Source organism: Erythrobacter sp. RANMB8 (assembly GCF_056848235.1).
Genome location: NZ_JBREHG010000012.1, coordinates 25,482 through 43,764, shown reverse-complemented (window position 1 = coordinate 43,764; position 18,283 = coordinate 25,482). Strand labels below are relative to the sequence as shown.

General features: G+C 66.7%; 15 protein-coding genes, 1 tRNA gene and 1 other RNA gene. 6 read left to right on the top strand and 11 right to left on the bottom strand.

Annotated elements, in window-relative coordinates; all coding sequences use genetic code 11:
* Positions 1–18: 18 nt before the first annotated feature.
* Entirely contained in the window at positions 19–1,167 is a 1,149-nt protein-coding gene (locus tag ACU0AG_RS12920; RefSeq protein WP_482782689.1) for a beta-ketoacyl-ACP synthase III, read from the bottom strand.
* Between the two features lie 12 nt (positions 1,168–1,179).
* Complete coding sequence (locus tag ACU0AG_RS12915; RefSeq protein WP_482782688.1) at positions 1,180–2,094, bottom strand: LysR family transcriptional regulator; 915 nt, start codon at positions 2,092–2,094, stop codon at positions 1,180–1,182.
* A gap of 115 nt (positions 2,095–2,209) precedes the next feature.
* Between ACU0AG_RS12915 and ACU0AG_RS12910 the strand changes: the two genes are divergently transcribed.
* From ACU0AG_RS12910 to ACU0AG_RS12895, 4 genes are all read left to right on the top strand, one after another.
* Positions 2,210–3,742 carry a proton-conducting transporter transmembrane domain-containing protein gene (locus ACU0AG_RS12910; protein WP_482782687.1) on the top strand — a complete coding sequence of 511 codons (1,533 nt, stop codon included), beginning with the start codon at positions 2,210–2,212 and terminating at the stop codon, positions 3,740–3,742.
* A gap of 37 nt (positions 3,743–3,779) precedes the next feature.
* A complete protein-coding gene (locus tag ACU0AG_RS12905; RefSeq protein ID WP_482782686.1) occupies positions 3,780–6,164 on the top strand; it encodes a YbcC family protein in 2,385 nt (794 codons plus the stop codon).
* 104 nt (positions 6,165–6,268) lie between these two features.
* On the top strand, positions 6,269–6,796 hold the full coding sequence (locus ACU0AG_RS12900; RefSeq protein WP_482782685.1) for a hypothetical protein: 528 nt from the start codon (positions 6,269–6,271) through the stop codon (positions 6,794–6,796).
* The gene (locus ACU0AG_RS12895) at positions 6,790–6,915 is read left to right on the top strand and encodes a hypothetical protein (protein ID WP_482782684.1); all 126 of its coding nucleotides are present in this window, start codon (positions 6,790–6,792) and stop codon (positions 6,913–6,915) included. The genes ACU0AG_RS12900 and ACU0AG_RS12895 overlap by 7 nt, the downstream gene beginning before the upstream one ends.
* A 128-nt stretch (positions 6,916–7,043) precedes the next feature.
* Here the strand turns inward: ACU0AG_RS12895 and ACU0AG_RS12890 are convergent.
* Positions 7,044–7,129: transfer RNA gene (locus tag ACU0AG_RS12890), tRNA-Tyr, on the bottom strand.
* A gap of 171 nt (positions 7,130–7,300) precedes the next feature.
* On the opposite strand from ACU0AG_RS12890, the gene rlmB reads away from it, so the two are divergent.
* A complete protein-coding gene (gene rlmB, locus ACU0AG_RS12885) occupies positions 7,301–8,092 on the top strand; it encodes a 23S rRNA (guanosine(2251)-2'-O)-methyltransferase RlmB (RefSeq protein ID WP_482782683.1) in 792 nt (263 codons plus the stop codon).
* A 44-nt stretch (positions 8,093–8,136) separates the two neighbouring features.
* Positions 8,137–9,030 carry a hypothetical protein gene (locus ACU0AG_RS12880; RefSeq protein ID WP_482782682.1) on the top strand — a complete coding sequence of 298 codons (894 nt, stop codon included), beginning with the start codon at positions 8,137–8,139 and terminating at the stop codon, positions 9,028–9,030.
* 87 nt (positions 9,031–9,117) lie between these two features.
* Here the strand turns inward: ACU0AG_RS12880 and ACU0AG_RS12875 are convergent, their stop codons facing one another.
* The 8 genes from ACU0AG_RS12875 to ACU0AG_RS12840 form a co-directional block, all read right to left on the bottom strand.
* Entirely contained in the window at positions 9,118–9,390 is a 273-nt protein-coding gene (locus tag ACU0AG_RS12875) for an HU family DNA-binding protein (protein ID WP_482782681.1), read from the bottom strand.
* A gap of 241 nt (positions 9,391–9,631) precedes the next feature.
* Positions 9,632–12,037: an endopeptidase La gene (lon, locus tag ACU0AG_RS12870; RefSeq protein WP_482782680.1), complete on the bottom strand. Its 2,406-nt coding sequence runs from the start codon at positions 12,035–12,037 to the stop codon at positions 9,632–9,634.
* 70 nt (positions 12,038–12,107) lie between these two features.
* Entirely contained in the window at positions 12,108–12,449 is a 342-nt protein-coding gene (locus ACU0AG_RS12865; RefSeq protein ID WP_482782679.1) for a YbaB/EbfC family nucleoid-associated protein, read from the bottom strand.
* A 13-nt stretch (positions 12,450–12,462) separates the two neighbouring features.
* Entirely contained in the window at positions 12,463–14,229 is a 1,767-nt protein-coding gene (locus ACU0AG_RS12860; protein ID WP_482782678.1) for a DNA polymerase III subunit gamma/tau, read from the bottom strand.
* Between the two features lie 59 nt (positions 14,230–14,288).
* An RNA gene (ffs, locus tag ACU0AG_RS12855) (signal recognition particle sRNA small type) lies at positions 14,289–14,383 on the bottom strand.
* 35 nt (positions 14,384–14,418) lie between these two features.
* Positions 14,419–14,697: an ETC complex I subunit gene (locus tag ACU0AG_RS12850; protein WP_482782677.1), complete on the bottom strand. Its 279-nt coding sequence runs from the start codon at positions 14,695–14,697 to the stop codon at positions 14,419–14,421.
* A 111-nt stretch (positions 14,698–14,808) separates the two neighbouring features.
* A complete protein-coding gene (gene hrpB, locus ACU0AG_RS12845) occupies positions 14,809–17,238 on the bottom strand; it encodes an ATP-dependent helicase HrpB (protein WP_482782676.1) in 2,430 nt (809 codons plus the stop codon).
* Between the two features lie 20 nt (positions 17,239–17,258).
* Positions 17,259–18,269: a polyprenyl synthetase family protein gene (locus tag ACU0AG_RS12840; RefSeq protein WP_482782675.1), complete on the bottom strand. Its 1,011-nt coding sequence runs from the start codon at positions 18,267–18,269 to the stop codon at positions 17,259–17,261.
* Between the last annotated feature and the right edge of the window lie 14 nt (positions 18,270–18,283).

Below are 18,283 nucleotides of genomic sequence, written 5' to 3'. Positions count from 1 at the left end.
GGCGCGAAGCCGCAACCGTCAGCCGGCCTTGCGCACAAACACCGTGCCGGCCGAATAGCCCGCGCCAAACGAACAGATCAGGCCGGTGTCGCCCGCCTTCAGATCATCGCTATGCTGGTGGAAGGCGATGATCGACCCGGCGCTCGACGTGTTGCCATAGGTGTCGAGCACGGTCGGGCTTTCATCCTCGCTCGCCTCGTGGCCCAGAACCTTGTGTGCAATCAGGCGGTTCATGCCGGTGTTGGCCTGATGCAGCCACAAGCGGCGCAAGCTTTCGGGCGCGATGCCGAGCCGCGCGGCTTCATCGAGGATCATCTGTGCCACCATCGGCACCACTTCCTTGAAGACCTTGCGCCCTTCCTGCACGAACAGCTTGTCGGCCTTGCCCTCGCCCTCGGGCGCGGCGCGATTGAGGAAGCCGAAATTGTTGCGGATGTTGTTGGAGAACACCGTCTTCAGCTTCGTGCCGATGATGTCCCAGTGGCTCGCGGGGGCAATCGCGGCATCTTCCACCAGCACCGCGGTGGCGACATCGCCGAAGATGAAGTGGCTGTCGCGGTCGCGCCAGTTCAAATGGCCCGAGGTGATTTCGGGGCTGACCACCAGCACGCTTTTCGCGTTGCCGGCGCGGATATAGTCGGCGGCGGTTTGGATGCCGAAGGTGGCAGACGAACACGCCACGTTCATGTCGAAGCCGAAGCCTTCGATCCCAAGCGCCTGCTGGATCTCGATCGCCATCGCCGGATAGGGACGCTGCATGTTCGATGCCGCGCACAGCACCGCATCGACATCTTCCGGCTTGCGGCCAGCGCGCTCCAGCGCCTGCCTTGCGGCGGCGACACCGATTTCGGCCATCACCGACAACTCGTCATTGCCGCGTTCGGGCAGGCGCGGGCACATGATATCGGGATCGAGGATCGGCGCCTTGCTCATCACGTGCCGCGCCTTGATCCCGCTCGCCTTCTCGATGAACTCGACCGAGGAATAGGCCAGCGGCTCGGCATCGGGATGGGCCGCGTTGTAACGATCGACGAAGGTGTTGAAGCTGGCGACCAGTTCGGCGTTGGTGATCGTCTCGGCCGGGGTGAACAGGCCGGTGGCGGAAATGACCGGGCGACCGGTGAGCGCGGGGCTGGATTGCGTTTCCTGCATGGGACTCTCTTGCATGGGACGCGGGCCTTACTGCCCGCCCTGCCCGCCCGCAAGCCCTGCCGCCTGCGGTTCGAGATCGAGCACATCCTTCAGCAGCGGGTTGGGGAAGGTGCGCGCGATGGTGACGGCGTAGAATTCCTCGGTGATTTCGGGCAGCTGGAACAACTCGTAAAGCGTGCCCGAGGCCAGCTCGTCGCGCACCACGATTGGCGGGATCACCGCAATTCCGGCGTCGTTGCGGGCCAGCAGGCGCAGCATCGCCATGTCGTCTGCCTCGGCCGCGACCCGCGGGACGATCCCCATCCGCTCAATCATCGCATCGAACCCGGCGCGCAGGGCGGTTTCGGGCGTGGGCAGGATCAGCGGCGCGGTGGTGAGCAGCTTTTGCAGGCCCTGCGCCGCCATCGCCAGCCGCGCGCGGGTGCCGACAAGGCTGACCGGCGTCTCGTCCAGCCGCCGCACCAGATAGGGGCTGGCCGCATCGCGGGCAGGGACGAGATTGGTCAGCACCACATCCACTGTCAGCGCCTCCAGCGCCCGCAGCAGCGCGCCCTGCGTGCCCGAACGCAGCACCACTTCCACATCGTCGCGCCCGATCAGCGGTTCGAGAAAGCGCATCTGGAAATTGCGCGACAAGGTGGCGAGGGCGCCGATCCGCAGTACCTTGCGCTGCCCGCCCACGGCGCGGAAGGTGGCGGTGAGCTGTTCGGAGGCGCGGAAGATCTGTTCGGCATAATCGAGCGCGATCCGCCCCGCCTCGGTCAGCACCAGATTGCGCCCGCGCCGTTCGAACAGATCATGGCCGAGATCGGCCTCCAGCGCCTTGATCTGGGTGGAGACCGCGCTTTGCGAGATGTTGAGCGCGCGTGCCGCAGCGGTCAGCGTGCCTTCGCGGGCGGTGGCGCGGAACAGGCGCAGATGGTGCAGATTGAGGCTCGCCACGGCTTAAACGTTCCAATTTAGTGAATGTTTCGCTGCAAAATATGTATTTTCTTTAATTTCGTCCAGTCCCTATCTGGCCCGGCATAGCCAATCCCTCCCTGTCCGGAGCCTCGCCATGCCGATTGCCCTTTCGCTGCTTGCCCCTGCCGCACTGCTGCCCGTGATCGCGCTGGCCATCGCCCGTCCCGGCAAGCGGCCCGGCAGCCTGCCGCGCTGGTCGGAAACGGCGGCTTTCGCAGCCTTTGCGCTGGCACTTGGCGGACTGGTGCAGACCGCAATGGCCCCCGCCCCGCCCGCCTTCGGCCTGCGCGCCGATCTTGTGAGCACCGCGCTCGCCAGTCTGGTCGGCTTCATCGGCTGGATCGTGATGCGCTACAGCCGCACCTATCTTGACGGGGAAGCCCGCGAGGGCGCGTTCCACGGGCTGATGCTGGCGGCGCTGGCGGCGGTGCTGGTGTTCGTGCAGGCACAGGGCCTTGTCACCATGATCGCGGCGACTTTCGCAGTCGGCCTCGCGCTCAGGCGGCTGCTGCTGTTCTACCCCGACCGGCCCGAGGCACAGCGCGCCGCGACCAAGTTTGCCATCGTGTGGCACGCGGGCGATGCGATGCTGGTGGCCGCCGCCGCGCTGCTGTTCGCGCAGTTCGGCACGCTCGACCTTGCCGGGCTGGCGACCGCCGCAACGACCACCCCCGGCATCACCGGAACGCTCGGCATCATCGCGCTGGTCGCCGCCGCCGCGCTCAAGACCGCCGCCTTCCCGCTGCATGGCTGGCTGACCGAGGTGATGGAGGCCCCCACCCCCGTTTCCGCCCTGCTTCACGCCGGGATCATCAATTCGGGCGGGGTGCTGCTGATCACCGCCGCGCCGCTGGTGCAGGCGAGCAGCGGCGCGATGGCCGCGCTGGTCGCGCTTGGCGGGCTCACAGCGCTGTTCGGTGCCGCCGTGATGCTGACCCAGAGCGCGATCAAGACCGCGCTGGCCTGGTCGACCGTGTCGCAGATGGGCTTCATGCTGCTGCAATGCGGGCTGGGCCTGTGGAGCCTCGCGCTACTGCACATCATCGCGCATTCGCTTTACAAGGCGCACGCCTTCTTGTCCTCGGGTGGAGCGGTGAAGGATGTCGCCAGCATCCGCCGCCCCGGCCCCGTCGCCGTGCCGAGCGTGGCTGCGGTGCTGAAAAGCTTCGCCCTTGCGCTTGCCATCTTCGCTGCGATTGCCGCCGGGTTCACCGCGCTGATCGGGCCGAAATCGCCGCAGGCGCTGGCGCTGGGCGCGATCCTGATCTTCGGGGTGGCCTATCTGGTCGCGCAGGGCCTCGCAGACCGGGCGCCCGTGGCCCTGACCAAGCGCACCGCCGCCGCCGCGCTGGCCGCTGCGATCGGCTATTTCAGCTTTCAGGCGATTGCGCAGACCGTGTTCGGCCCGCTGTTGCCCGCTGCCCCGATGCCGGGCGAGCTCGAATGGGCGATGATCGCGATCGCGGTCGCCAGCTTCGGCATGGTCGCCTTTGCCCAGGCGCTGTTCCCGCTGTGGGCGCACCATCCCGCCATGGCAGGCCTGCGCGTGCATCTTGCCAACGGCCTTTACCTCAACGCCCTGCTCGACCGCGCCATCGGCGGTTTCCGCACCACCCGCACCCGCTGATCCGCCCGCGTCCCTGCCGAAGGAGCCTGCCATGCTGATGAACCACGCCGCCATCACGCCTGCCCGTTTTTCCGCGCTGCTCGAAGCGGCAGAGGCCGCCGCCCGCGCCATTCCGCCGGCCTTCCCGCTGGATGCGACCGTGGCGGTCAATCCGTTCCTCGGCCAGACGGGCGAGGATCTGGCCACGGCTGCCGCCCGCCTTGCCCGCGTGGCCGGGGTGCGCGCCACCCGTTCAGGCGGCGACTATGCCGCCGCGATCACCGCAGGCCGGATCAGCCCCGATGATCTGGCGGAGGCGCTTGCTGCCTCGCCCTCGCCGCTCAAACCGTCGAGCACGCTGGCCCTGCGCGAGATCGCCACGCGGCTGGGCGATGGCCCTTCCCCGCGCGCCCTGCCGACAGTCGCCGATCTCGCCGCCGAGGCCACCGGCGTCGATTGGCCCGCGCTGATCGACAAGTGCATCGGGCTGTGGGCGGCAGGCCATTTCGATCGCGGGCAGGCCTTGTGGAGCCCCGCGCCCGGCAACGATGCCTTTGCCGCATGGCGGGCCTGGGCGCTGCACGATCTCACCCCCGAAATCGCAGGGCTAAAAGGCTTCTGCGCCCATGTTGCCTGCGCCCCCGACACCGCCGAACGCGCCATCCTGTCTGCTGCCGAAACGCTCGGCATCCATGAAGCCGCCGCGCCGACCGCTTTCCATCGCCTCGCTATCAGCCTTGGCGGCTGGGCGCAGCACGCCCGCTGGCTGCTGTGGCAGGCGGAACTGGTTGGCGGCACAGACCGCACCCTCACCGATCTGATCGCGATCCGCCTGATCTGGGACGAGGCGCTGCTGGTGCAGACCCCGCAGATTGCCGCCCGCTGGGCCGAAACCGTCGCCGCCCACGCCGCGCCGGTCGCCGCCACGGCAGACGATGTCGCGCTCGCCATCCTGCAGGACGCCGCCGATCGCGGACACCAGCGCCGGCTTGCCGCGATGCTCGAAGGCGATGTTCCCGCAACCGTGCAGCGCCCCGCCCTGCAAGCCGCCTTCTGCATCGACGTGCGTTCCGAAGTGTTCCGCCGCGCCCTCGAATCGCTCGACGATTCGATTGCAACCATCGGGTTTGCTGGCTTTTTCGGTCTGCCGCTGGAACACTGCGCCCACGGATCGGACATTCCCGAAGCGCGCCTGCCGGTGCTGCTCAATCCCGCGCTCCACACCACCGGCGCGGGCGATCCGGCGCAGGATCAGGCCACCCGCATCGCGGCGCGCACCACCCGCGCATGGGGCCGGTTCCGGCAGGCGGCGGTATCTTCCTTCGCCTTTGTCGAGGCGATGGGTCCGGTCTACGCCGCCAAGCTGGTGCAGGCGGCGCTGGGCCTTGGGGGCAAGACGAGGGCAGAACCCGCGCCCGAAGTGATCGGCGGGATGAGCGCCGATGCCAAGGCCGATACCGGCGCAGCGGTGCTGAAAGCGATGAGCCTCACCCACGGCCACGGCGAAGTGGTGCTGCTGCTTGGCCATGGCGGCAATGTCACCAACAACCCGCACGAAAGCGCCTATCACTGCGGCGCCTGCGGGGGATACACGGGCGAGGTTTCGGCGCGGCTGCTGGCGATCCTGCTCAACGATCCCGAAACCCGCGACGGGCTGGCGCAGCGCGGGGTGGCCGTGCCCGAAGACACGCTGTTCGTGGCAGGGCTGCACGATACCACCACCGACCGGGTGACGATCTATGACGATGGCCTGCCGGCCAGCCGCAGCGGCGATCTGACACGGGTGCGCGCATGGCTCGATCAGGCGGCGCAGGCAGCGCGGGCCGAACGGGCCGAACGTCTGCCGGGGGCACGCTGGAACACGCTTGAGGCGCGCGCCGCCAACTGGGCCGAGGTGCGGCCCGAATGGGGTCTGGCCGGATGCGCCGCCTTCATCGCGGCCCCGCGCAGCGCCACGGCGGGCCGCGATCTGGGCGGACGCGCGTTCCTCCATTCCTACGACTGGCAGGCCGATAGCGGCTTTGCCACGCTGGAGCTGATCATCACCGCGCCGGTGGTGGTGGCCAGCTGGATTGCGCTGCAATATTACGGATCGAGCGTCGCGCCCGATATCTTCGGCGGCGGCAACAAGCTGATCCACAATGTCGTCGGCGGGTTTGGCGTGATCGAGGGCAATGGCGGAAGGATGCGCGCCGGATTGCCCTGGCAGGCGGTGCATGACGGCGCGGCGCTGGTGCACGAGCCGCTGCGCCTGTCGGTGATGATCGAGGCGCCGAGGGAGGAAATCCTCAAGGTGCTCGAACGGCACCCCGCCGTGCGCGCCCTGTTCGACAATGGCTGGCTGCACCTGTTCACGCTGAAGGGCGGCAAGGTGGATGCGCGCTATCAGCCCGGCCTCGCCTTTGCCGACGCCCGCCTCGAGGCACGGGCCGAAGCCGCCTGAACCGCACGGTGCGACAAGGAAAAAATCGCGGGCCGGGAATAAGGCGCGGCGCTGATCCGTTCGGGCAGGAAGAACCCCTCTTGTCGTGAATGGATGAGTGTCCGATGTCCAACCGCCTCGCCGCTATCAGGGCCAATTTCGATCTGGTGACACCGGCGGATTGTCCGGATTCGCCGCGCAGGCCTGCCTGGCTGGCGGGGACAGCAACGCTCCCGCCGCTTGAGGATCTGCCATGGCTGTCATCATCGGGCGCGGCGATGGCGACACAGCCTGCCGCTGACGCCGCGACCGGTCCGGAGCGGTTGGCGCGGCTGCTCCCCGCGGGACTTGCGGCCGCGATTGCGCTGCTTGCAGGCGGTGCGCTTTACCTCACCGGCGACCCGGCGCCTGCGCCTGCTGCAATCGTCCAGCAGGCAGGCGAACCGCTCCGCACGCCCGCCACCCTGCCCGCCACGCAATCGCGCGGCGAGACAGGCGATGCCGCGATCGTGGAAAGGACAGCGGATGACGCCGGCAGCGCAACCATCGGGGCACCGGCCGCAACGCCGCCGCGGCAGAGGAGAGCGGCTATCGCCTCAGGCAACAGAACGCCGAAGCGGCACGCGCCTATCGCGGCTATGTCGAAATGCTGAACCGGTCGGTGCGCAGGGCCAATTCGGAAAGCCACACGCGCCAGTCGCTGGAGCGCGCCCGCGAGACACTCGCCTATCTCGACGGAATGCTGACAGCGTCCGAAGCCTCGCTGCGCTGATCGCGAATGGCAGTGGCCCGGGCGTGTTGCCTGACCCGTTCCAGACCCCCTCTAGGTCGCTCTAGACCCCCTCTAGACCCGTTTTAGCCTGTCGCAGAGCGATGTTTCACGTGAAACATTGGGGGAAGTGGTGGACAGGGCTGGATTCGAACCAGCGTACGCTTGCGCGGGCAGATTTACAGTCTGCTGCCTTTAACCACTCGGCCACCTGTCCACACAGTCCCCTGCTTCGAGGGGGGCGTTCCCGAGCATCGGATGCTCTGAAATTGCGCGAGTCCGTTGCCGGTCCCGCTGCCGAGAGGCGCCCCTTTGGCGAAGCACTGCTTGCCTGTCAATGCCCCTGCTGGCAGGGGGCGCGCTTGGATAGCGCCAGCAAGGAAAGAACATGGCCAAAGGTGAACGCAAACGGGCCCTGCGCGGGCGGGCAGGCCGGATGAAAGGCGGGCGCGGATCGGGCCGTGCCAGCAGCGGACAGGTGCGACTGTGGGGCCGCCACGCGGTCGAGGCGGCGCTCAAGAACCCCGAACGCCAGCACCGCAAGCTGTGGGCCACGCCCGAAGGGCTGGAGAGCCTCGATGGCGAGCTGCCCGCCGATTTCCCGGTCGAACATGCACAGGCCGCCGACCTTGCGCGACTCGTCGCCAAGGATGCCCCGCATCAGGGGCTGGTGCTGGAATGCGCCCCGCTGGAAGATGTGTTCCTCGATGAAGTCGCGCTGGCCGAGGCGGATCGCCCGATCGTGGTGCTCGACCAGGTGACCGATCCGCATAACGTGGGCGCGATCATGCGCTCGGCAGCGGCCTTCGGCGCGGCGGCCATCGTGACGCAGGATCGCCACGCCCCGCCCGAAGGCGGCGTGCTGGCCAAGGCGGCGTCAGGCGCGCTGGAGACGGTGCCGTGGGTGCGCGTCGTCAACCTCGCCCGCGCGCTGGAGGAGCTGGCCGAGGCCGGATACTGGCGCATCGGCCTTGCCGGAGAGGCCGAAGCCGTGCTCGCCGATATCCTGCCGACCGGCCCCGTTGCCATCGTGCTCGGCGCGGAGGGTGAAGGGATGCGGCACAATATCGCAGCCCATTGCGATGTGCTGGCGAAGCTGCCGATCTCCTCGGCGATCGAAAGCCTCAACGTCTCGAACGCGGCTGCGATTGCGCTTTATGCGGCGGCCACTCGCGGGTAAACGCGAAAAGGGGACGCGCGCGGCGCGTGACGAGGGGAATGACGATGACGATGCTTTCAACCATCCGCCTGCGGGCCGCTGCGGTGCTGGGCGCCTGCGCGCTGACACTATCGGGCTGCTTCATGTCGCCGGGCAAGTTCACCAGCGAATTGCAGATCACCGGGCCGGACAGCTTCACCTTCAGTTATGACGGGGAGATTTTCTTCCTCGGCCTGAGCAAGCTGGCGCAGATGGATGCGGCAGCCGAACAGGCGTTCACGCCGTCGGAATGCTATGACGACGAGACCTATGAAACGCGCGATTGCACCAAGGACGAACTCGACCAGCAGCGCGCCGACTGGGAAGCGGGCGCGGCGGACCGGGCGGCCGAGGCCAAGCGCAAGGCCGAACAGATGGCTGCGATGATGGGCGGGATCGACCCGTCCGACCCCAAGGCAGCGGACGAACTGGTCAAGCTGCTCTCGCGCCAGAAAGGGTGGGAGCGCGTCGTGCACAAGGGCGACGGGGTGTTCGATGTGAGCTACCGCACCGCCGGCAGCTTCGGCCATGACTTCATGTTCCCCTCGATCGAAGGCTTTCCGCCGACCAATCCCTTCGTGCAGATGTTCCTGCGCAAGGGCGGTCAGGTGAGGATCAACGCACCTGCCTTTGCCACCCAGAACAGCGATACCGGCGCGATGGGCGCGATGATGGGCATGGGGTCGCTCGCCGGGCTTGCCGCGATGGGCGGTTCGGAAGGCGCCAACGGGGAGCAGGTGCCCGGTGTTCCGGTCATGGAAGGCACCTTCACCGTGCGCGCCGCGCCGGGGATGCGGATCCTCGCCAACAACACCGACGAAGGCCCCGAGGCCGGGGCCGACGGAGGCGAAGTGCTGTTGTGGAAGATCAGCCCGCGGACCACGCAGGCCCCGACCGCGCTGGTTGCGGCGGGACGATAGGCAGCCCGCGCTGCGGACAACAAAAAACCCCGCCGGCCGGTATGGCTGGCGGGGTTTTTGCTGCCCGTCCGCGGGCGGTGTGCAAGCTCAGTTCACAGCGTCCTTGAGACCCTTGCCGGCCTTGAACTTGGGCTGGTTCGAAGCCTTGATCTTCATCGGTTCGCCGGTGCGCGGATTGCGGCCGGTCGACGCCTTGCGCTTGGCCACCGAAAAGGTGCCGAAGCCGACGAGGCGGACTTCATCGCCGCCGGAAAGTGCCTTGGTAATCGCGTCGAAAACGCTCTCGACCGCGTTGGCAGCATCATTCTTGGACAGGCCGCTGGTTTCGGCAACGGCGCTGATCAGGTCGTTCTTGTTCATGCGTGGACCCCTCAATTCAGGATAGCGTCGGATAGGTAGGAATCGCGCTTGTCAAAGGATGCAGGTTGAGACGTTTTTGCACAGGCTGTCAAAGGCAATCAGCCGCAGCAGACAGCCTCGTGCAAAACCATGGTGTTTCCGCGGGAAACGGGTGTCTCCCGCGCAATGCCGAACAACCGTCATCCTGCGAAAAGCGAGCGACCCTGCCGCGAATCACGGCAAGTGCGCGCCTTGTAGTGACTCAATGCGCGGTTGGCACCTCTGTCGTCGGGCTGGCCGCAGGTGTCGTACCGCCGGGCTGGCTCGCCAGATCATCGGCTTCTGTCCACTCGATCGCTTCGAGCGGCTGGACCAGCGCGCGGGCCAGCACTTCGTCGACATGGGCGACCGGAATGATCTCCAGCCCTTCCTTGGCATTGGCCGGGATTTCGGCGAGGTCCTTGACGTTCTCTTCGGGGATGAGGACAGTCTTGATCCCGCCGCGCAGGGCGGCCAGCAGTTTCTCCTTCAGCCCGCCGATCGCCAGCACCCGGCCGCGCAGCGTGACCTCGCCGGTCATCGCCACATCGGGGCGCACCGCGATGCCGGTGAGGGTCGAGACGATCGAAGTGACCATCCCGATCCCCGCGCTCGGCCCGTCCTTGGGCACGGCGCCTTCGGGCAGGTGAATGTGGATGTTCTTGCGGTTGAAGACCGAAGGCTTGATCCCGTAAGCGGGCGCACGCGCCTTGACGAAGCTGAAGGCCGCCTGGACGCTTTCGTTCATCACCTGACCGAGCTTGCCGGTGGTCTTGATCTCGCCCTTGCCCGGCGTGGTGACGCTTTCGATGGTCAGCAGCTCGCCGCCGACCGAGGTCCACGCCAGCCCTGTCACCGCGCCAACCTGCGGCTCTTCCTCCGAAACGCCGTGCTTGAACTTGCGCACGCCGGAGAAATCGCCGAGGTTTTCGGGGGTGATAGTGACGCTGTCGGCCTTCTTTTCGAGGATTTGCCGCAGGCTCTTGCGTGCCAGCTTGGCAATCTCGCGTTCCAGCGTGCGCACCCCGGCCTCGCGGGTGTAGTAGCGGATCAGATCGCGCAGGGCTTCCTCGGTGAGGGTGAATTCGCCCTTCTTGAGCCCGTGAGCCTTCACCTGCTTTTCAATCAGGTGACGCTGGGCAATCTCGACCTTCTCGTCTTCGGTGTAGCCTTCCAGCCGGATGATCTCCATCCGGTCGAGCAGCGGCTGCGGTAGGTTGAGGCTGTTCGCGGTGCACACAAACATGATGTCGGAAAGATCGAGATCGAGCTCCAGATAGTGATCCTGGAACTTGGCGTTCTGTTCGGGATCGAGCACTTCCAGCAGCGCAGAGGCCGGATCGCCGCGGAAGTCCTGACCGAGCTTGTCGATCTCGTCGAGCAGGAACAGCGGATTGCTGGTGCCGGCCTTCTTGAGATTGGCCACGATCTTGCCCGGCATCGAGCCGATATAGGTGCGCCGGTGGCCGCGGATTTCCGCTTCATCGCGCACCCCGCCCAGCGACTGGCGCACAAATTCGCGCCCCGTCGCCTTGGCGATCGATTTGCCCAGCGAGGTCTTGCCCACACCCGGCGGGCCGACGAGACACAGGATCGGACCTTTCAACTTGTTGGTGCGCGCCTGCACCGCGAGATATTCGACGATCCGGTCCTTGACCTTTTCAAGGGCGTAGTGATCCGCATCAAGGATCTCCTGCGCCTTGCCGATGTCCTTCTTCAGCTTCGATTTCTTGCCCCACGGCAGGCCGAGCAGCACGTCGAGGTAATTGCGGATCACCGTCGCCTCGGCGCTCATCGGCTGCATCGACTTCAGCTTCTTCAACTCGGCCTGTGCCTTGGCGCGGGCTTCCTTGGACAGCTTGGTCTTTTCGATCTTTTCGGTGAGTTCGGCGATTTCATTGCCCTCTCCGTCATCGCCGCCGCCCAGTTCCGACTGGATCGCCTTCAACTGTTCGTTGAGGTAATATTCGCGCTGGGTCTTCTCCATCTGGCGCTTCACCCGCCCGCGGATGCGGCGTTCGACCTGAAGCACCGAAAGCTCGCCTTCCATGAAGGCCATCACGAGTTCGAGGCGTTTCAGCGGGCTGGTTTCGGTCAGCAGGCCCTGCTTGTCGGAGACCTTGGCGCTGATCGCGGCGGCAATGGTGTCGGCCAGCTGTCCGGCATCATCGACCTCGGAAAGGTCAATCGCGGCATCCTCGCCCAGCTTCTTGTTCAGCTTCACATATTCGCCGAATTGCTGGGTCACCTGCCGCATCAGCGCGGTGACTTCGCTGCCCGAGACGGTTTCGGGTGCTATCGCCTGCACTTCGGCGAGCAGGTGGGTGCCGACATCCTCCAGCGCGGAAAGCCGTGCGCGGGTCTTGCCTTCGACCAGCACGCGTACCGTGCCATCGGGCAGCTTGAGCAGCTGGAGGACCTGCGCGATCACGCCGACATCGTAAAGATCATCGCCTTCCGGATCGTCGCAGCCCGGATCGAGCTGGGCGATCAGGACAATGTCCTTGGAGGCTTCCATCGCCGCTTCGAGAGCGGCAACGGATTTGTCGCGCCCGACAAACAGGGGCACGACCATGCCGGGAAACACGACAATGTCGCGCAGGGGGAGAAGAGGGTAAGTCTGGTTCATGCACCAGATATGGGAAGGCCGTGCCGCTCCCGCAATGGCGGAACAGGGCTAAGCTGTGGACGCGCCTGCCTCACCCCAGACCGGGCAGGTTGAAGCCCGGAGGAAGCCCCATCGAGGACTGCATTTCCTGCATCTGCTCGTTAGAGACGCGATCGGCGCGGTCGCGCGCATCGTTGAAGGCCGCGGCGACGAGGTCTTCGACGATCTGCTTGTCTTCCGGCTTCATCAGGCTGTCATCGATATGCACGCCGAGAATGCGGCCCTTGGCGCTGGCACGAACCTTGACCAGCCCACCGCCAGCAGTGCCCTCGACCTCGATCGAGTCGAGCTTCACCTGCATCTCGTTCATCTGCTTCTGGATGGTCTCGGCAGCCTTCTGGGCGGCGGCCATCATTTCTTCCATCGACTTCATCGCGGGGTCTCCATCAATTCCAGGGGGGGCTTCCGGCAGCGGCAGCGCGCTTGCCGGGGGTGTCGATCAGTTCGGCATCGGGGAAAGCTTCGAAGGCCGCCTTGACCAAGGGATCCGAGCGGATGCGGGCATCCTCGGCAGCGGCAGCGGCTTCGGCGATCTCGCGCAAGGATGGCTGTGCTTCTCCGGCGCCGCGTTCGACCAGCCAGCGCTTGCCCGTCACCTTGAACAGCGCCTCACGGATATCGGGCGCGGGATCATCGGGGAAATTGTCGGCCTGCTGGAACACCAGCCGTTCGGGGGCGAGTTCGATCACCCGCACACGATCACGCATGATCTGGGCGACCCGCAACTGGCCCGCAGCATCGACCTGATCCACCAGCGCCGCCCAGTCCATCGCGGGCGCTGCCGCCACCGGCGCGGCAGTCGCGGCCGCATGGCCCTGCGCAGCCGGAGCGGATGCGAACCCGCTGGCGGCGAGTTCCTCGATCCGCTTCGCCAGCTTGCCGGGGTCGGGCATCTGACTGGCGTGCAAAATCCGCAGCAGCGCCATCTGGAGCGAGACCAGCGGATCGGGGCCGGTGCGCACCTCGTCGTGCCCTTTGAGCAGCAATTGCCACAGGCGGTGAAGTTCCGACGGAGCCAGCCGCGCGGCAAAATCTGCAAGCGCGGCGCGTTCATCCTCGGAAGGCGCTTCCGGCTCTCCGCCCGAAACCTGCGCCAGCGTGATCCGGTGCGTCAGATCCATCAGCGCCCGCATCAGCGCGAGCGGCTCGACCCCGAGCGCATATTGCTCGTCCACCGCAGCCAGCAGCGCCTTGGCATCGCCTTCGAGCAGGTAGCCCAGCACGCGGCGCTGCGCGGACTTGTCGGCCAGTCCCAGCATGTCGCGCACGCGGCTCGCGGCAACCCTGCCCTCGCCGTCGAGATCGGCATGGGCAATCGCCTGGTCGAGGATCGAGAGCCCGTCACGCACCGAACCTTCAGCGGCATTGGCAATGATGGCGAGGCCTTCAGGCTCGGCATCCACGCCTTCGAGGCGGCAGACCTTGGCGAAATGTTCGGCCAGCATCCCGGCCGGTATCCGGCGCAGATCAAAGCGCTGGGTGCGGCTGAGCACTGTCACCGGCAGCTTGTCGACCTCGGTAGTGGCGAACAGGAACTTCACATGCGGCGGCGGTTCTTCCAGCGTCTTGAGCAGCGCGTTGAACGCATTGCGCGACAGCATGTGGACTTCGTCGATGATATAGATCTTGTAGCGCGCCGAGACGGCGGCATAGCGCACCTGCTCGATAATCTCGCGCACGTCGTCCACGCCGGTGTTCGATGCCGCGTCCATCTCGATCACGTCGATATGGCGGCCTTCGGCGATAGCGGTGCAGGGTTCGCATTGGCCGCAAGGGTCGATGGTCGGCCCGCCCTGCCCGTCCGGCCCGATGCAGTTCAATGCCTTGGCGATCAGGCGCGCGGTCGATGTTTTGCCAACCCCGCGCACCCCGGTCATCAGGAAGGCGTGCGCCAGCCGGTCACGAGCAATGGCATTGGCAAGGGTGCGCACCATCGCCTCCTGCCCGATCAGTTCCGAGAAGGTCTGCGGACGATACTTGCGGGCCAGCACGCGATAGGGCTGGTTCACGGCGGCAGGCGCCGGTGCCGGCTTGACCGGCGGAGCGGCAATCGGTGCCGGATCGCCGAACAGCGCATTCTGGCCAGCTGCCTCCAGTTCGGCAGCCGTCGGGCCGGTGTCGTCTTCGGGCAGATCGGGATCGGAATCGCTCATGCCGACAAACTAGGCGCTCGCGCCCCTTTTGTCATGGTGCGGATGGCGGCGATTGTGGGAGAAAAGGAGCCGGGCGACCCGTCGCAATCCACCTGGGCTGCTGCCTTCCGGCCCTGACCCGGTGAGCAGACGCAAACGTCCACCCGACTCCCGGGTGGGCATATGGCGCGTGCCGGAGCAAAAATCAACTCACCGAAAATTATCCGCGTAAGCTTGCAGCTTGAGCCGCTTGGGCGGGGTCGCATGGATGCGGGCCGGAATGCCATACTTTTCGGCATAGGCCTTGGCCGCGTCCTTCGAAGGGAAGGTCAGGCGCACCTGCGTCTGCGTGTCGCCAGTGCCGGTCCAGCCCATCAGCGGATCGGCAAAGCGGGCCTGCGACTGTTCGAACTCCAGCACCCAGTCATCGGTGTGAGCCTTGCCCGACTGCATGGCGTGCTTGGTCTTCTGGTAAATTCTCGCGCTCATTTCTGTTTCGATCCTCGCTCACGCGGCCTGGCGGCCGCATCGCTGCGGGCGGCCGGTCAGCCCTGCGGGCCGCATTCGCGTCCCGAATTGCGCCACGCCGATAGCTGATTCCTATTCGCGGTTAAACGCGTTTTTGGTCTTCATGCTCGGCTTTTCCAGCCATGGCTGGTCGGGCCAGCGGTGCTTGGGATAGCGCCCCTTCATGTCCTTCACCACATCGCGCCAGCTGCCGCGCCAGAAGCCGGGAAGGTCGCGGGTCGACTGGACCGGACGCCCGCCGGGGCTGGTCAGTTTGAGCAGCAGCGGAGTGGTGCCGATCATCGGCTGCGTATCCAGCCCGAACAGCCCCTGCACCCGCACCTCGACGCTTGGCGCATCATCGCCTGCATAGTCGATCGCGTGGCGGGTATCGGCGGGCGAGGTGAAATGGGTGGGCGCTGCGCGGTCGAGTTGTTGCCGAGTGCTCCAGTCGAGCAGGCCGAGCGCGGCCTCGGCAAAGCGGTGGGGTGGAAGGCCGAGATCGCGGCGACCGGACAGCAAAGGCGCGAGCCATTCGCTTGCGCGGCTTTTCAGTTCTTCCGGGGACAGCGGCACTATTCCCGCAAAACGTGCCCGTGCCAGAAAGCCTTCGGGCAGGATCGCCTCCAGCCGTTCGCAGGCCTTGGCCAGCAGCAATTCGAGACACAGCGCAGGGTCGGGCGCGCTTTCGGGCACGCTCGCCAACACAATCGCGCCGAGCCGCCGCTCGCGCCGCGCCTCGACGCGATCCTTGTCGGCATTCCAGCGGGTTGTGACGCGCTCTTGCAGTTCTTCGGCAAACAGCGAGGCGATGCGTTCGGGCGCGATTTCCGCCCCAGCAGTGATCCGCGCGCCCCTGGCCTGCCCCTGTGCATCGCCAATCACGATCCATTCGGCCCGTGCCAGCGGCGAGGCGGGATCGAGCTGATAGCCGCGCCCGCCCGCGCTCAGCCATTGTTCGCCCGACGGATCGCGGCGCCGCGCCACGAAATCGCGGCGGGCTAGCGCCAGCGCCTCGGCAGCATCGGTGGCCGGGCTGTCTCCGATTACCCCTGAGAGCTTTGCCGCCTGCCCCGCCCAACCCTGCGCAATGCGCTGCGCTGCGATAGCGCGGGACGATCGGTCGCCTCGCCAGCGGGACAGGCGCTGCATCAGGTCTTCCCCGCGCCCGCCCAGCCCGCGCTCCTGCAACAGCATAACGATCCGCGCCGCATCCTCGCCGCAGCCGCCGGCAGCCCCGTGAAGCACGGCTGCCGCCTGATCGGGGGCCATCGGCAGCGCTCCAATCGCCTGTCCGAGCGAGGTAATCCGCCCCGCTTCGTCAAGCGCGCCCAGTGCCGTCAGCGCCTTGCGTGCCGCACTCACCGATGCCTCGGGCGGCGGATCGAGCCATGGCAGGCCGGCCGGATCGACGGTGCCCCATCTGGCCAGCCGCAGCAGCAGCGGAGCGAGATCCGCCTGCAGGATTTCGGCCGGCGTGAATTCGGGGCGACCGGCGTGGCCTGCCTCTTCCCACAGGCGATAGGCGACCCCCGGCCCCTGCCGCGCCGCACGCCCGGCCCGCTGCGCCGCCGAAGCCTGCGAGGCGCGGCGGGTGACAAGGTGCGTGGTGCCTGCTGCCCGGTCGAACTCGGCAAGGCGCGCCAGCCCGCTGTCTACCACCACGCTCACCCCGTCCAGTGTCAGCGAGGTTTCGGCAATCGCGGTCGCGAGCACGATCCGGCGGCGGCCTTCAGGATCGCGGCGGATCGCGGCGCGCTGTGCGGCAGGTTCGATCTGGCCGTGAAGCGCGTGGATCGGGGTATTGGCAAGGCGCGCCTCCAGCCGCTCGCGAACCCGCTCGATCTCGCGCACGCCGGGCAGGAAGGCGAGAATATCGCCCGCCTCGTCTCGCCATGCGGTGAGAACAGCGCTTGCCATGCGCTCCTCGACCGGGTCTGCGGCATTGCCGCCAAGCCACTTGATTGCCAGCGGAAAACTGCGCCCCTCGCTTTCGATCACGGGAGAACCTTCGCCCAGCAGCCGGGCAAAGCGCGCGCCATCGATGGTGGCCGACATCACCAGCACCCGCAGGTCCTCACGCAAAACGGCGCGGGTCTCCAGCGCGAGCGCGAGCCCCAGGTCGCTGTCGAGCGCGCGTTCATGCGCCTCGTCGAACAGCAGGGCGGAAACGCCGGGCAGTTCGGGATCGTCAACCAGCCGGTTCACGAGGACCGCCTCGGTCACCACAAGGATGCGGGTCTTCGCGGACACCTTGCTGTCGAGGCGGGTGATGTAGCCCACTGTCTCGCCCGGCGCTTCGCCCAGCATGTCCGCCATGCGCTCGGCCGCAGCACGGGCAGCGACACGGCGGGGCGAGGTGATGATGATCTGGCCGCTGCACCATGCCTCGTCCAGCAGAGCAGGGGCGATTGCGGTGGTCTTCCCGGCACCCGGCGGCGCGATCAGCACGCCCGCACCCTGCCCTGCGAGCACAGAGCGGATTTGCGGGAGGACCGCCGTAATGGGAAGGTCGGGGTTCATCGCCCCGGCCGATAGCCTGCTCAATGCCCGCGGGCGACCGCGAATTGCGCGGCTTCAGCCATCGCCTGCCGCGCCTTGCCATCGGGAAAGATCGAGATCGCGTCTATCGCCCGATGCGCAAAGTGGCGGGCGCGTTCGCGGGTGTCTTCCAGCGCGTTATGCTTGCCGATCAGCGCGATCGCATGGGCCAGATCATCGTCCGAGGCGCGGTGCCCGATGATCGCGTCCTTCCAGAACTTGCGCTCTTCCTCGTTACCGCGGGCATAGGCGAGGATCACCGGCAAGGTCATCTTGCCCTCGCGGAAATCGTCGCCCTGATCCTTGCCCATTTCGGCGGCGTCGGAATCGTAATCGATCGCGTCATCCACCAGCTGGAACGCCACGCCGAGATTGCGGCCATAGGCTTCGAGGGCGTGTTCCTGCTCTTCCGAACATTCGGCCACCACCGCGCTGATCTGGCTGGCGGCGGCAAACAGGGCCGCGGTCTTGGCGCCGATGATATGGAGATACTGCTCCTCGCTGGTGGTGATCTGGCGCTGGGCGGAAAGCTGCGAGACTTCCCCTTCCGCGATCACCGCACTGGCGCGGCTGAGGATCGAGAGCACCCGAAGCGAGCCATCCTCGGTCATCAGTTCAAAGGCGCGGCTGAACAGGAAATCGCCGACCAGCACGGTCGCCGGATTGCCGAAGATGATATTGGCCGCAGCCTTCCCGCGCCGCAGTTCGCTGCCATCGACAACGTCGTCGTGCAGCAGTGTCGCAGTGTGGATGAACTCGACCGCCGCAGCGAGCTTGTGATGGCGCGTGCCCTTGTAACCCACCAGCTCCGCCCCGGCGAGTGTCAGCATCGGCCTGAGCCGCTTGCCCCCGCCCGAAATCAGGTGACCGGCAAGGCGCGGGATCAGCGGGATTTCGCTTTGCATCCGGTCAAGGATCACGGCGTTGACGGAGTTCATGCCCGCAGCTGTCAGCGACAGCATCGGATCGAGTGTCGGTGCCTTGCGCGGCAGGGGAATAATATCGGCACTCATGCTCTGGCGGCATT

What these genes read in the sequence shown, in the direction of transcription:
- ACU0AG_RS12920 (WP_482782689.1), bottom strand. Translation starts at nt 1,167, where the DNA reads ATGCAAGAGAGTCCCATGCAGGAAACGCAATCCAGCCCCGCGCTCACC.
- ACU0AG_RS12910 (WP_482782687.1), top strand. Translation starts at nt 2,210, where the DNA reads ATGCCGATTGCCCTTTCGCTGCTTGCCCCTGCCGCACTGCTGCCCGTG.
- ACU0AG_RS12905 (WP_482782686.1), top strand. Translation starts at nt 3,780, where the DNA reads ATGAACCACGCCGCCATCACGCCTGCCCGTTTTTCCGCGCTGCTCGAA.
- ACU0AG_RS12900 (WP_482782685.1), top strand. Translation starts at nt 6,269, where the DNA reads ATGTCCAACCGCCTCGCCGCTATCAGGGCCAATTTCGATCTGGTGACA.
- ACU0AG_RS12895 (WP_482782684.1), top strand. Translation starts at nt 6,790, where the DNA reads ATGCTGAACCGGTCGGTGCGCAGGGCCAATTCGGAAAGCCACACGCGC.
- rlmB (WP_482782683.1), top strand. Translation starts at nt 7,301, where the DNA reads ATGGCCAAAGGTGAACGCAAACGGGCCCTGCGCGGGCGGGCAGGCCGG.
- ACU0AG_RS12880 (WP_482782682.1), top strand. Translation starts at nt 8,137, where the DNA reads ATGACGATGCTTTCAACCATCCGCCTGCGGGCCGCTGCGGTGCTGGGC.
- ACU0AG_RS12875 (WP_482782681.1), bottom strand. Translation starts at nt 9,390, where the DNA reads ATGAACAAGAACGACCTGATCAGCGCCGTTGCCGAAACCAGCGGCCTG.
- lon (WP_482782680.1), bottom strand. Translation starts at nt 12,037, where the DNA reads ATGAACCAGACTTACCCTCTTCTCCCCCTGCGCGACATTGTCGTGTTT.
- ACU0AG_RS12865 (WP_482782679.1), bottom strand. Translation starts at nt 12,449, where the DNA reads ATGAAGTCGATGGAAGAAATGATGGCCGCCGCCCAGAAGGCTGCCGAG.
- ACU0AG_RS12860 (WP_482782678.1), bottom strand. Translation starts at nt 14,229, where the DNA reads ATGAGCGATTCCGATCCCGATCTGCCCGAAGACGACACCGGCCCGACG.
- ACU0AG_RS12850 (WP_482782677.1), bottom strand. Translation starts at nt 14,697, where the DNA reads ATGAGCGCGAGAATTTACCAGAAGACCAAGCACGCCATGCAGTCGGGC.
- hrpB (WP_482782676.1), bottom strand. Translation starts at nt 17,238, where the DNA reads ATGAACCCCGACCTTCCCATTACGGCGGTCCTCCCGCAAATCCGCTCT.
- ACU0AG_RS12840 (WP_482782675.1), bottom strand. Translation starts at nt 18,269, where the DNA reads ATGAGTGCCGATATTATTCCCCTGCCGCGCAAGGCACCGACACTCGAT.